The organism is Maribacter forsetii DSM 18668 (genome assembly GCF_000744105.1).
Classification (GTDB): domain Bacteria; phylum Bacteroidota; class Bacteroidia; order Flavobacteriales; family Flavobacteriaceae; genus Maribacter; species Maribacter forsetii.
The window spans coordinates 2,088,932-2,102,682 of the sequence record NZ_JQLH01000001.1; the positions used below are offsets into that span (position 1 = coordinate 2,088,932).

The window sequence follows — 13,751 nt, forward strand, 5'->3', positions numbered from 1 at the left end:
TTTAGCTTAGTTTTTTTGATTTGCCACGTAGTAATGCCCAATAAGCAGTAACAAAATATGTTACAGTACATATGAAGGCGTAACGATAAAAGGTTTCTCTATTTTCAACATAGATATTTTCGTTAGCACTGTCAAAAAGTACAATGCCTGCCAATACCAAGGTGATTATAAGTGCCACAATCGAAACCAATTGTATGACCTTAGTTAGTAGTGAGGTGTCTTTTTTAGGTTTTGTCTCTAATTTGCTTTTTTCTTCTTGATATGCTTCAATTTGCTGGTTTCTCAACTTTTCGTTTTCCTCAGCTTGCGGGTACTTATTTTTAGCTCCGTATTTGCCAGCAAGAATAGTGTAAATAATAATCGTAAAAATCCAAGTAGGAATGAATAGGTAAAAGAAAGACATCACGTTTAATGCATTTAAGCCAAAACCGAATACCAACCCTAATCCCCATGAAACAATTGCGGGTGTACTAAACGTTAAATTTCGGTATTGAGACCAATAACGTGTATATCCTATTCTTGGAAATATTTGATGTTCAGCAAACACAATACCACCAACAGGAACAACCAATAAACCTGCATAGGTTAATAGTGGTAAAATCTGTGAAAATACAAATGGGAAACAAGCTATGGCAATCGTGATTAATCCAACAACAATTGTTGTCTTTTTGCGTGAATGATTATGGAAAATAGCTTGTGCCGCTAGCCCGGCTCTGTATAAATTTGTTATTGCTGTTGTCCAACCTGCTACGATTACGATTACGAAACCAGACCAACCTAAAGCATAAAATGCAACATCGCCCGGATCAAGTTCAACTATTGTTTTGCCTATTATTACAGCTGCACCTGCACCCATAATCCCTGCTGCTATCCAAGCAACATAGTGCCCAAACATCATACCTGTACTTGTGGCAAGACCATAAGATTTCTTTTTGGCAAAACGTAACAATGCCATATCTATTAATCCAAAATGAGTGATTGTATTCGCAGCCCATGCAAAACCTATAACCTCTACGAGCCCTATACCGGGTTTTCCGGCACTATCTACCCCGGTCCATATTGATTGGTCTCCGAGCGATATTAGATCGTTCCATCCGTTAGGTAATGTTGTGCCTAAAACATCTAAAGAAAGTGCTGGTAGTAATACCATGGCACCACTTGTAAACATTACAAAAAGCCATGGTGCGCAAATACCTGAAAATTCAGATACTGCATTAAATCCGTATAAGGCTATAGATACCACAACAAGCCCAACACAAAATACGATAACTACAAACCACATGTTGGTAGGGTACCAGTTTAATTGAGCGGGAATATCAAAAGCGAAACGGACTGCAGTAGCCGATACGGTAATCATTGCAGCGGATATGACCGAAAATATAATGACGTTAGCCCAATTATAGAGCTTTGTCATAGAATCTCCTGCAATTTTATTTAGGTATGTATATAAACTTAATCTAGTTTCTACTGCAATAGGAGATGTGATGAAGGTCCAGCTCAGTACTGCTAAGATATTTCCGATCAGCAGACCTAAGATGATATCCATTGTTTTAGCGCCAAGTGCTACGAACGTTGCACCAATTACAAATTCTGTTGCTGCAACGTGTTCTGCAGCATATAAGCCCGCAAAATGCGTCCAATCATGTAACTTATGTTTTGCAACGGGTAGTTGTTCTTCGTTTAAATTATCAAACGTGGAGTAGTCGGTTTTTGTTGACATAAGTTGAGTTGGTAGTTAGGTCGTTAATATATCTTAAGTTGTACTCTGTTTAAAAGCTTTTAGAGTAATAGCTGATTTTAAACAGACTTGCAATGTATTTAATTTTGTTAAGAACCTTGATTAAATTTTGTTAATCTTCCATCAGTCTTGTGGTGTAGAAGGTAATGATAAGCGGTTAAAGGTGGTTTTTAAATTATGGATTTAAGTAAAAAACGATTTACCATAAGGTAAATCGTTTCTATAAGTATAACTTAGGTATTACTATTTAATAATTTAGTTATCAGATACTTATTTTTTAAATTCTTTACGTTTTAAGCTATTGTTAAAACTAATGTTAGACCAATTTACGTTTATCCATGGAGCATCGCTAACGGCTGCTTTCCAAGTAGATTTTTTATATTTTCTTTTTGTAGGAATTAACATCCCATCTACATCTTCATATTCTAAAACCATAAGATTTGGTGTTTCCATTGCTCCAAAATCTGCAACCGTAAATAGAAATTGATCTACCAAATGAGTGTTTTTATTAATATATAATTGATAGATGTCCGTAGGTTTGGAGTCCCCAAAATCAAAGGATACCTTAACGATTTCATATACAGTTTGGTTCAACGTTTCTTCGCCTAGGTATTCGTAGGATACACCTTTGTCCATTAGCTTTTGAAACATTGTAAACCAATAAAAATTAGTGGGCCTGTTGAATGAAACTCTTTTTAGGGCACTACTATCTAAAATGATTTCCCCATTGTTTTTAAGCCAAAACTCTTTGCCATCATAGCCTTGTTCAATAGTGCCTTCAAAATTGCTTAATGTTCTTTGGTGCTTGTCGTATTTGCCGTAAGATAGTTCACCATCAAAAATGTATTTTTCATTGGAAATATCTGTTTTACCATCTGGAGTTTGATAGCTGTAAGTGTATATTACATCTTTTTTACTTCTCAACGTTTGGTAAGTACCTACTTTTTCTACCATTTTGGAAACTAATTCTTGACCTTTATTGTCATAGGTAGGAGTGCTTATTTCTTCTTTTTTTTCCGTTTTTTCTCCTTTACAAGAAGTTATCATAATGGTTAAAACTAGTAGTGTGGTAATTTTAAAATTCATATCTATTATTTAGGTTTAGATTAGAGCACCATTGGCGCCAATAGTTTGACCAGAAATCCATTTAGATTCATCGCTTGCCAAAAATAGTACAACTCTTGCTATGTCTATAGGTTGTGCAAGTCTGTCAAAAGCATTCATAGAACTTAATTTATCTATGAATTCTTGTGATTTCCCTTTCATGAATAATTCTGTTTCCGTAGCTCCGGGTGCCAAGGCATTAACTGAAATACCTCTACCTATTTCTTTAGAAAAAACACGTGTCATCTGTTCTACCGCTGCTTTAGAAGCAGAATACAGTGCGTAGTTAGGGAACATTAGTTTTACCGTACTGGAAGAGAAATTTATAATATTACCTTTATCTGCAAGCTTAGAGTTTGCTTCTTGTAAGGTGTTGAATATGCCTCTTACATTAACATCGAATAACTTACTGAAATCTTCTTGGGTGTTATCTTTTAGTTCTTTGGAAATCATAACTCCAGCATTGTTTACCAATACGTTTACTTCTCCGTATGCTGCTATAGTTTTGTCGAACAGCTGGGTAACTTGTTCTCTATTACTGACATCTGCTTTAATGGCGATTGCTTCACCGCCGTTATCTTTAATTTTAGTTACGGTTTTCTCTGCATCTTTTGAACTATTAGAATGGTTTACAACTACTTTAGCTCCATTTTTCGCTAATAGAAATGCTACTTCTTGACCAATACCTCTGGAGGCACCGGTAACAATGATAACTTTGTTTTCTAAATTCATTTCACTTACTTTTTTTTGAAATATTGTTATAGGCTTATTAATTTTTTTGCTACCAATGTTAAGTCAGGTTCATGAATCTCTGGAGTAGGGGATAAAGGATATAGTTGTGCCCCAGGTCTACTTATAAAAGCACCTCTCCAATTAGCCCAAAGTGCCCCTGAAATATCCCAGCCGTGAGCAGCTACAAGAAGGCACTCTTTTGGTTGAATGTTCATTTTTCTGGCAGCCCAGTTATACGCATCTACATGTGGTTTAAATTTACCCATATCTTCAATACTCAAGCGTTGATCAAAATATTTGGTCAACCCAGAATTTTTAAATTGCGTTTCAACTCCTTTGTTGGATGAGTTGGTGAAAGAAACCAATGTATAGCCCGCATCTTTTAATGATTGTAAAGCTGATGGAACTTCTGGGTGAGCAGGTAAAGAACGTATAGGGTCTACAATAGACTTTTTGGCTTCTTCATGGCTTAGCGTAATACCGTTATTTGCAGCAACCATTTGTAAAGCTGCAGCACCTATAATGGCAAAATCATTGTATTGATTTGCAACTGTTGATACTAAAGAGTATTGCAACATGGTCGTAAACCAAAGTGGTAGTAAATCATTTCTCCCATTTAAAGCTTTTGCAACACTGTCTTTCATTGCTGTTAAATCTAACAGGGTTTCATTGACATCAAAGAAAAGGACTTTTGGTCTTTCAAATAATTGTTCTTTTTTATTGGCAAATCCCATGGCAGGGATGGTTGCACCGGCGGCACCAAGTATAGTAGATTTTTTAATGAAGTCTCTTCTGTCTTTGTTCATAGTATTTAAGATTATAAAAACATTCTAGGTAGTATGTTTTTGGGTAAAAAATTATTGTTTTAGCTGTTTTAAGTAAATAGATAGTCCCTTTAGATATTCATCAATCACTTTATCATCATCATAAAGCTTACGAATTCCACGTATGCCTTCAAAAGCGCTAATTAAATAAATAGCTGCTGCGGCACTTGAAATATCTTTTTTAATAGAATGCTCTGTCTTTCCTCTCTCTATTAATTCTATAAGGGCTCTTTTCCATTCCTCAATAATGTTTTTCAGTGCTTTTTGATATACCTTTTCATTATCCCCAATTTCATTGATGAGATTATTTGTTGGGCAACCGTGTTTCTTCTCGTAGATTGTAAAAGACTTAAGGCTGTTTAGAAAAGTTTCTTCTAAAATAGTATATGCATTACCATTTTGATAAAGCGGATACACCATTCTTTTTTGAACTCTACTTTGTAATTTTTGGGTAATAACGGCTATGCCTAATTCTTTTTTATTTGCGTAGTGATGGTAGAAAGCTCCTTTAGTCAAAGTAGTTGCCTTCATTATCTTTTCTATGCTAGTGGTTTTAAAACCATCTTCATAAAACAGCTTAAAGGCCTCAGTGAGAATGAGTTGTTTTGATAGCTCTGATTTTAATGCCTGTTTCATGTAGTAAATATGCCCAATAAAATACGGAGTAGAATGTTTTTGATAGTGTTTAACGTATTCTTAACTACCTAACAGTTTGGTTTTTTTTGTTTTAAATATAAAATGTAGTTAGTGAGCAACAGTGTAAAACTTATAGGTTTGTACGACTAAAAATTCTTTTAATTTAGATTCAGTCGATACTCATTAGGACTCATAGTAGTTTTCTTTTTAAAAATTTTACTGAAATATTGGGGGTATTCAAAGCCAAGTGAATAAGCTATTTCACTAGCACTTTTTGTTGAGTTCAAAAGTTTGTTCTTGGCTTTTTCTATGATGTATTGATGAATATGATCTTGTGTTCCCTGACCAGTTTCTTTTCTAAGTAAATCGCTTAAGTATTTAGCCGATATATTTAATGCTTCTCCACAATATTGAACCGTTGGTATACCAAGTTCAATTTGTTTATTTTGGCTGTAATATTCTTTTAATAGTTTATTGAAATTGCTAGCTATGTCTTTATTTAAATTGGTTCTTGTATAAAATTGTCTGTCATAAAATCTTACACAATAATTAAGTAGCAATTCTAGATTAGAGATAATAATGGTTTGACTATGTGTGTCTATATTACTGCTATATTCTTTTTCTATTTTTTGAACTATTTCGGTTACTGTTTTTCTTTCATCATCTGATAAATGTAGGGCTTCGTTAGATGCGTATTCAAAAAAGGAGAACTGTTCTATTTTTTTACCTAATTCAGATTTTCTAATTAAATCTGGATGAAACATCACTGTCCAACCTTGGTCTCTGGTATTAATGTTTTGTTTTTCAAACTCCATGATTTGATCAGGAGCCATAAAAATCATTGAACCTTCTTGGTAATCATATGAATTTCTACCGTAATTTTTAATTGTAAAAGCGCAACTATCTTTTAAACTGATATGATAAAGACCTAAGGAATATTTAAAATTTTCTAGACCAATTTGGTTCCAATTTTCGCCAATTCTCAATACCGAAATTAAGGGGTGTTTTGGTTTCTCTAAACTAAAGTAAGAGTGAACATCAGCAACATTGTCTATTTTAATTATTTCCTTCATTACAAATAATTTAAATGTTTTGCCACCAGTTAGGGTAGGTGGTAACTGAATCTTTTACTATTATTTCTTGCCCAATTTGTGGTACAATTACTTTAATATTCAGTTCGGCAGCTTTTGCTTTAACTCTAATAATTGGATCTGTCCATTCATGTAGGGCTAATTTGAAACCTGCCCAGTGAATGGGCATTATCTTTTTTGCTTTTACATCTAAACCAGCTTGTGCCGTTTCTTCTGGCATCATATGAATATCTGACCATAATTTGTTGTATTGACCACATTCCATTAACGCAATGTCAAAAGGACCATATTGGTTTCCTATTTCTTTAAAATGATCTGCGTAGCCACTATCCCCGCTAAAAAATATATTTTCGTTTTCTGAAGTAATTACCCAAGAGCTCCAAAGTGTACTTTGTGCATTGTTTAAGCCTCTACCAGAGAAATGTTGTGCTGGCGTACAAACAAATTTTAGCGAGTCAAATTGTGTCTCTTGCCACCAATCCATCTCTGTAATTTTAGCATCAGAAACTCCCCATGCGGTCAAATGATTGCCAACACCAAGGGGTGTATAAAAGTGATTTGTTTTATCCTTGATCTTTAGAACAGATTCGTAATCTAAATGGTCATAATGATCATGAGAGAAAATAACTGCATCAATTTGTGGTAATTGTTCAATTGCAATTGGAAATTCTTTATTAAAACGCTTTTCACCTAAAAGTGGGTGAGGGGCTGCCACCGCGCCGAACATTGGGTCTATTAAAATATTTTTTCCTTCGATCTGTAATAAAAAAGAGGAATGCCCAAACCATATCAATCTTGCTTCTCCTTTATAATCGGCAATATCGGTTGAATCTATTTTACGTGGTTTTAAATCTTCTTTGGGGCGCCCATTGGGTACTTTGGTGGTGAAAAAAGTATACGCTAAACTTAGCTTGTCAGAAAAGCTTAAGTCTTCTGGAACAGGTTTTACATTTCGGAATTTACCCTTGTTAAACTGGTTGGATTTTTCATAAGTTCGTTTTTGCTCTTTAGTGCTGTTACCTCCAAAACTTGGATAAAAATTGGTGAACGCCAGAACGGCGATAACCAATATACCTATTATTGCTAGGGTTGTTATCATTATTTTTTTTAAGATTCTTTTAATCATTCTATTTATATTGACTCATAATCACTTTATCAAATATACGGTCACCAAACCATTTACGTGCCGTTATTGCTAACTTGGCAGAATAGCCTTTAACGTATCTAATTTTCGGACTTTTTACTATAGCCGCCTTGGCTATCGTTTTACCTAATACGTTGACATCTGTAAAACGATCATTTGTAAAATCTTTTTTCATGGTATCTGCCACTGAATTTGCAAATGTTGCATAGGCGCCCGTACCTGAAGTTTCTCTCAAACTTTCTGCGGCAATTAGTCCCCAAGGAGTTTTTATTCCGCCAGGTTCTACAATGACTACATCAATACCAAATGGCTTTAGCTCTAGACGCAGGCAATCGCTCCATCCTTCTAAAGCATGTTTTGTGGCAAAATACCAAGCTCCTAATGGTAAATACACTTTTCCGCCCATAGAAGATATGTTTACAATTCTACCATACTTCTGTTCCCTCATTTTGGGTATGATCAATTGTGTAATACGTGCCAAGCCAAATAAATTTACTTCAAACTGTCTTTTGGCCTCTTCTAGCGGAACATCTTCCACCGTGCCGTAAGAGCCATAACCAGCATTATTGATTAAGATATCTATTCTACCTTCTTTATCTATTATGGTATCTACACACAATACAATGGAATCATCTTTGGTTAAGTCTAAAGGCACAATATGTATTCCTTGCGCTTTTAAATCTTGCATTTCTTCCATCCTTCTTGCAGCTCCATATACAATGTAACCCTGACTTTTTAATATGTTGGCTGTAGATTTTCCCATGCCAGATGATGCCCCTGTAATTAATGCTACTTTACTCATGTGTATTTGTTAGAATATAGAATTGATTATACTTTGGCAAAATTAATGGGATACTTGCTGACAATTGTATGCTAATTGCCGAATGTTGAATACTTTTTACATATTATACCTATTCAGGTAACATTATGGAACAAATAAGCCTCTAAGTACAAAATTTGTAGATAGAGGCTTTAATCTATTATAACTTCCCGTCATGTATTAGTTTCTTGCGAGATTTAACACACACACTATTTTAGACTGCTGGTTCTTTAGTTGTTTTAAAATACTTTTTCTTCAACCAAAAAGAGACTTTCACTAAAAATATTAGCGCAGGGACTTCAACTAGCGGACCAATAACACCTGCAAATGCCTGACCGGAATTTAATCCGAAAACTGCAATGGCTACAGCTATAGCAAGTTCAAAATTGTTTCCGGCTGCTGTAAATGCTACTGATGCTGTTTTGTCATATTCTGCCCCGGTGGCTTTGGTAAAAAAGAAACCGATAATGAACATTAAGGTGAAGTAGATTAGTAATGGTACTGCAATGATGAGCACATCCATAGGTATTTCTACTATTAATTCTCCCTTTAAAGAGAACATGATAACAATGGTAAATAATAATGCTATCAATGTCATAGGTGAAATTGCCGGTATAAACTTGGTAGTATACCATTCTTCACCTTTTAACTTCACTAAAATCAGCCTGCTTAATATTCCCATTAAAAAGGGTAAACCTAAATAGATAGCTACACTTTCGGCAATGGTGCCAATAGAAATATCTACGATTGCGCCTTCAAACCCAAAATAGGGTGGAAGTACAGTAATAAATATCCATGCATAAAAGCTATAGGCAAATACCTGAAAAATACTGTTCAGTGCAACTAACCCTGCACCATACTCGCTACTACCATCGGCAAGGTCGTTCCATACCAAAACCATGGCTATACAACGTGCTAGACCAATAAGAATTAGACCAACCATGTATTCTGGATAGTCAGATAAAAAGGTAATGGCCAGTATAAACATTAAAACCGGACCAATGATCCAGTTTAAAATTAGACTTATAGATAGTATTTTGGTATTTCTAAACACCTTAGGTAACAAAGCATAATTAACTTTTGCCAGTGGCGGATACATCATTAAAATCAACCCAATAGCAATAGGAATATTTGTGCTGCCACTGCTAAATGAATTGATGAAATCAGGGAATGTAGGGAAGAAGTACCCTATACCAACACCAAGTGCCATGGCGGCAAAAATCCACCAAGTTAGATTTTTATCTAGAAAACTTAATTTTTTAGAAGCCATTTTTACTTGTTGATTTGTGAGAATATGTAAAATAATTCTGTTGCAATCTGTATACTTCTTTCAGCATATTTTTCTGCTTGCTGAGGAGTATTATCAAAAGCTTTAGGGTCTTCAAAAGTGATAGGAACTCTTTTTTCTGCTCCAGCTATAAAAGGACAACCACCATCTGCTTGTGAGCATGTCATTACTGCTGCAAATTGTGTGGACGGATTAAAAGAATCTTCATATGATTTAGAAAAACCAATTACCGGATGCTCGTTCTCAGCATACTTAATAGCATAAACCGGATTAGTGATCTCTGATAATTTTTGAATCTGAAAACCTTGATTTTTTAATGTTTCCGCCACCATAGGGAATAGGGCAGTAGCTTCTGTACCACCAGAATAGCAAAACACATTTTTAATACCATAATAATTTGCCATAGTCTGTGCCCAAACTTGAGATAAATGACTTCTTCTTGAGTTGTGGGTACAGATGAAATTTATTCTGATTTCTTCACTAGCATTCGTTTTCTCTTGAATGTAATCTACCAATGGTTTTAAAACAACTTTACGATCTGCAGTAATAGAATCGGTATTCAGTTCTTTTATAAAATTCTCAATTTCTGGTAACATATTCGTTTTTGTAGTAATCATTTTCTTTGGTTTATTTAAAGGTTAACAGCAATTGCCATCAGGTGCACAACATGGTTCATTATTAATATCCGAAAGTTTTACTTTTTGCTTTTCTTCAGGAATGCCACAATTATCTTTAGCCAAACAATCTGTTTGTTTAGAGGTTAGTCTGAAATTGGTACCGTCAAAATCTAATCCGAATTTTTCTATGGTTGATCCCTGGTATTCTACCTCAATTTCCAAATCTTCTATTTTCAATACCTTTTCAGAAAGTTCAATAATATTGATCAACTTTTCTGGGTGTAATCTATGATCATAATCATTGGCATTCCAAAGTTGAAAATTTACTACTTCTTCGTTTCTGACCGTACCACCGCAATCAATAAAATTTTTGGTTATTTTACCTACCTCGGTAACATGAAAATGATTTGGTACCAATTCGCCATTCGGTAATTCAAATGCTATAGTGTCCAGTTTTGTCAAATGATTTTTAATTTCTGATAGTTTCATAATGCTATGTTTTAAATTTTTGCTTCTTAATATTATTATATCGCAATAAAACGATTAATCAGGTTAAATTTTTTTAGCAGCAACTGTTGCTAGAGATATCTTGATCTAGAAATTGCGCCATAATATCTTTCATGTTAGACCAGTTGTCTTTATCTATACAATAACAAACGCTAGTACCTTCTACATTACCTTTTATTAATCCTAAATTTTTCAATTCTTTAAGGTGTTGTGATATGGTAGGTTGTGCCAAGCCTATTTCGCTGACTAAATCGCCACAAATACAAGTGTCTATTTTGAACAAATGTTGTAATATAGCAACACGTGCAGGGTGACCAAAGGCTTTTGCGAACATGGAAATCTTGTTCTGCTCATCGGTAAACATCTCTGTCTTTGCTAATCCCATTTTTTTAACTTAATTGTTTCATTGCAATATTACGATATTATATTTTATAAATTTAATAAAATTGTTTTTTTAACTAATTCATACCAATTCTGTTTGTAGCAAAGTAATAATCATAATATAGATTTAATAATTAGTTGTTGTCTTTTTAATTAAAAGGCACTTCAGTAGACCAATCTTATCCAATATTTTAAAATCTTCTAATATTTTAATGCAAACTTTTGAAAATGAGTAATTTCTATGTAACTTTTATCTAGAATTAAAACACTACAGAAAAATGGCATTAACAAAAGAGACAAAAGGAAAGGGTACGCATACTACGGTTACGTTTACCGTTGGGGCAAATGAAGCTCCAAGTGAGGCGAATGTGATATTGTTGGGAGACTTCAATGATTGGCAAACCAACGATAGTTCTTACCAAATGGAAAAAAAGAACGGATCGTATGTAAAAAGTATAAAACTGGAAACAGGTAAAAGTTATGAGTTCAGATACTTGAGCGAAGACAAAGGATGGTTCAATGACCATGCTGCTGATGCTTATGTTCCATCTCCGTATGCAGGCATAGATAATAGTGTTGTTGATTTAACCGCATTACCGGCGAAAAAGAAACCGGTTAAAAAGGCGGCTGCCAAAAAACCTGCAGTTAAAAAGCCTGTAGCAAAGAAACCTGTAGCCAAGGCTAAGAAAGATGATTTAAAGAAAATTGAAGGTATAGGACCTAAAATTGCTTCTATATTAACAGAGAAGGGGATAGGTACTTTTGAGAAATTAGCAGGAGCTTCTGTAAAAACGCTTGAAGGAATTTTAAAAGAAGCCGGACCACGTTATACTATGCATAAACCAGGTAGCTGGCCAAAACAAGCTAAATTAGCTGCTTCTGGAGATTGGGATAAGTTAAAAACTTTACAAGATAAATTGGACGGTGGTAAATAACAGTCTAATTCATACAAACAAAAAGCCCTAAGGTATATTCTTAGGGCTTTTTTTATTCCAAGATTTTTATTTCATATTCGATTGACTTTTTGAAAATAAGGTGTCACTTTTTTGATTATTATTTTTTTTATTTCATTCTAAATAAAGAATCAATAAAACTTTAAACTTTTTTTGAGAAGCACTTATTCTTGTTTTCATTTTCATTTATCTTGAATCTAGTTCCCGCTTGTACTTGTATAATAAATGCATAAAAAGTGTGGACCTTACTAATCTGATAATTTCATTAAATATGCACACCAATTTTCATATTAAATTTATAACCATTCTTTTTATATTACTTGTAGGGTGTAAGAATAAACAAACTACTGGTTTTAAATTTAGTGAAACTAGTATTTCATTAATTCAAGATGCAATGAACAAGGGTGAAGTTAATGCTCAATATCTTGTTGAAGGTTATTTAAAAAGGATAGAAGCATATGATAAAAAAGGACCTTCAATTAACTCTGTTATTCTAGTTAATCCCAAAGCAATGGAAAGGGCCATTTATTTGGACAGTTTATATTCTAGAGGAGTTATTTTAGGACCTTTGCATGGAATACCCATTATTGTAAAGGATAATTACGATGTTAAAGGTCTTCCCACAAGTAACGGAACATTAGCCTTGAAAGATTCTTATCCTCCCAATGATGCTTTTTTGGTAAAACAAATGAAAGATGCAGGTGCTATTATTTTAGCAAAGTCAAATCTTGCAGAATTTGCTTCCAGTGGTTACTTTACTGTGAGTTCAGTTTTACCTGGTTATTCTAGAAATCCGTATGATACACGACGAACTACAGCAGGTTCTAGTGGTGGTACTGCAGCTTCTATTGCGGCAAGTTTTGCAGTAGTGGGTCTTGGTACAGATACCGGTAGTTCTATAAGGGGTCCTTCTTCACACCAAGCACTTGTAGGTATTAGATCTACTATGGGTTTGACTAGTCGTGATGGTATCGTTCCTTTAGCGCTAACAAATGATATTGGAGGTCCTATGGGTAGAACGGTAGAAGATGTTGCAATTGTTTTTGATGTAATAGCCGGCTACGATTCAACAGATGTAGTAACTGCAAAAAGTATTAATGTAAAAGAAGAATCCTACCAATCATTTTTGGGTAGAAGTGTAGTTGACAAAAGGGTAGGAGTTGTTCACCAGTTATTTATTCCTGAAGAATCTGACTCTAGTGTTTATCGGTTGATGATTAAAGCTATTAAGGATATGTCAACTTTAGGGGTAACTATGGTAGATTCTGTTAAGTTACCTCATTTAGACTCATTAAATAAAGCCCGTACAGCAATTAGTGAACTAAAAAGAGATTATAATGGGTATTTGGCAAGTTTAGGTGATAGTGCTAAGTATACATCTTTACAGGAAATTATTGAATCGAAAGAATATCATCCTTATTTGAAGAGTAATCTTCAAAACGCCCAAGCGGATGTAGATATACCAGAAGAGCATAATGACTGGGGCAAGAACCAAGAACTAAGGCAAGCATTAAGAGATCATATTACCAATGTAATGGATAGTTTAAATTTGGACGCTTTGATTTATCCAACCTTTACTTATCCACCAAGATTGATAGGAGATTTAAACGGACCGAGGGGCGCTAATAGTATAAAACTGTCACCTCCAACAGGTTTTCCTGCAATTGCCGTACCAATGGGGTACTCTTATGATAAATATCCGGCAGGTTTTCAATTGTTAGGTAGACCATTTAGCGAAGGTTTATTGTTTCAGTTAGCTTACGCATATGAACAAAAAATGAAAAATAGAAGAGCTCCAGAGGGTTTTCCAGAATTATAGAAAATAGTGTATCTGTTTAAAGTATTACGTTAATCGATTATATTCTCTTGTGTTTTTATCTGGGGTGCTTGACCTATAGTATTGAGCGATAAGAACT

Annotated in this window: 14 protein-coding genes; 2 read left to right on the top strand and 12 right to left on the bottom strand. The window is 34.4% G+C overall.

Annotation, left to right across the window (positions count from 1 at the left end):
- Position 1: 1 nt before the first annotated feature.
- The 12 genes from P177_RS08690 to P177_RS08745 form a co-directional block, all read right to left on the bottom strand.
- Positions 2-1,720: a purine-cytosine permease family protein gene (locus P177_RS08690; RefSeq protein ID WP_036153975.1), complete on the bottom strand. Its 1,719-nt coding sequence runs from the start codon at positions 1,718-1,720 to the stop codon at positions 2-4.
- Positions 1,721-2,008: 288 nt separating this feature from the next.
- Positions 2,009-2,824 (bottom strand): hypothetical protein, encoded by an 816-nt coding sequence (locus P177_RS08695; protein ID WP_036153977.1) that lies wholly within the window; start codon positions 2,822-2,824, stop codon positions 2,009-2,011.
- A gap of 15 nt (positions 2,825-2,839) precedes the next feature.
- Positions 2,840-3,574 carry an SDR family oxidoreductase gene (locus tag P177_RS08700; RefSeq protein WP_036153979.1) on the bottom strand — a complete coding sequence of 245 codons (735 nt, stop codon included), beginning with the start codon at positions 3,572-3,574 and terminating at the stop codon, positions 2,840-2,842.
- 26 nt (positions 3,575-3,600) lie between these two features.
- On the bottom strand, positions 3,601-4,380 hold the full coding sequence (locus tag P177_RS08705) for a haloacid dehalogenase type II (RefSeq protein ID WP_036153981.1): 780 nt from the start codon (positions 4,378-4,380) through the stop codon (positions 3,601-3,603).
- A 51-nt stretch (positions 4,381-4,431) separates the two neighbouring features.
- Positions 4,432-5,034 (bottom strand): TetR/AcrR family transcriptional regulator, encoded by a 603-nt coding sequence (locus P177_RS08710; protein ID WP_036153983.1) that lies wholly within the window; start codon positions 5,032-5,034, stop codon positions 4,432-4,434.
- Positions 5,035-5,192: 158 nt separating this feature from the next.
- A complete protein-coding gene (locus P177_RS08715; RefSeq protein WP_036153985.1) occupies positions 5,193-6,107 on the bottom strand; it encodes a helix-turn-helix domain-containing protein in 915 nt (304 codons plus the stop codon).
- 10 nt (positions 6,108-6,117) lie between these two features.
- Positions 6,118-7,224, bottom strand: coding sequence for an MBL fold metallo-hydrolase (locus tag P177_RS08720; RefSeq protein ID WP_036158066.1), 1,107 nt, complete (start codon positions 7,222-7,224; stop codon positions 6,118-6,120).
- Between the two features lie 28 nt (positions 7,225-7,252).
- On the bottom strand, positions 7,253-8,071 hold the full coding sequence (locus P177_RS08725; protein ID WP_036153987.1) for an oxidoreductase: 819 nt from the start codon (positions 8,069-8,071) through the stop codon (positions 7,253-7,255).
- 232 nt (positions 8,072-8,303) lie between these two features.
- Positions 8,304-9,359, bottom strand: coding sequence for an ACR3 family arsenite efflux transporter (gene arsB, locus P177_RS08730; RefSeq protein WP_036153989.1), 1,056 nt, complete (start codon positions 9,357-9,359; stop codon positions 8,304-8,306).
- A 2-nt stretch (positions 9,360-9,361) separates the two neighbouring features.
- The gene (locus P177_RS08735) at positions 9,362-9,994 is read right to left on the bottom strand and encodes an arsenate-mycothiol transferase ArsC (RefSeq protein WP_036153991.1); all 633 of its coding nucleotides are present in this window, start codon (positions 9,992-9,994) and stop codon (positions 9,362-9,364) included.
- Positions 9,995-10,015: 21 nt separating this feature from the next.
- The gene (locus P177_RS08740) at positions 10,016-10,483 is read right to left on the bottom strand and encodes a DUF6428 family protein (RefSeq protein WP_036153993.1); all 468 of its coding nucleotides are present in this window, start codon (positions 10,481-10,483) and stop codon (positions 10,016-10,018) included.
- 73 nt (positions 10,484-10,556) lie between these two features.
- Entirely contained in the window at positions 10,557-10,886 is a 330-nt protein-coding gene (locus P177_RS08745) for an ArsR/SmtB family transcription factor (RefSeq protein WP_036153995.1), read from the bottom strand.
- A 274-nt stretch (positions 10,887-11,160) separates the two neighbouring features.
- Here P177_RS08745 and P177_RS20050 point away from each other — a divergent pair, with 274 nt between their 5' ends.
- Entirely contained in the window at positions 11,161-11,817 is a 657-nt protein-coding gene (locus P177_RS20050) for a helix-hairpin-helix domain-containing protein (RefSeq protein ID WP_051941768.1), read from the top strand.
- A gap of 412 nt (positions 11,818-12,229) precedes the next feature.
- Positions 12,230-13,654, top strand: coding sequence for an amidase (locus P177_RS08755; protein ID WP_167333104.1), 1,425 nt, complete (start codon positions 12,230-12,232; stop codon positions 13,652-13,654).
- Positions 13,655-13,751 lie beyond the last annotated feature (97 nt).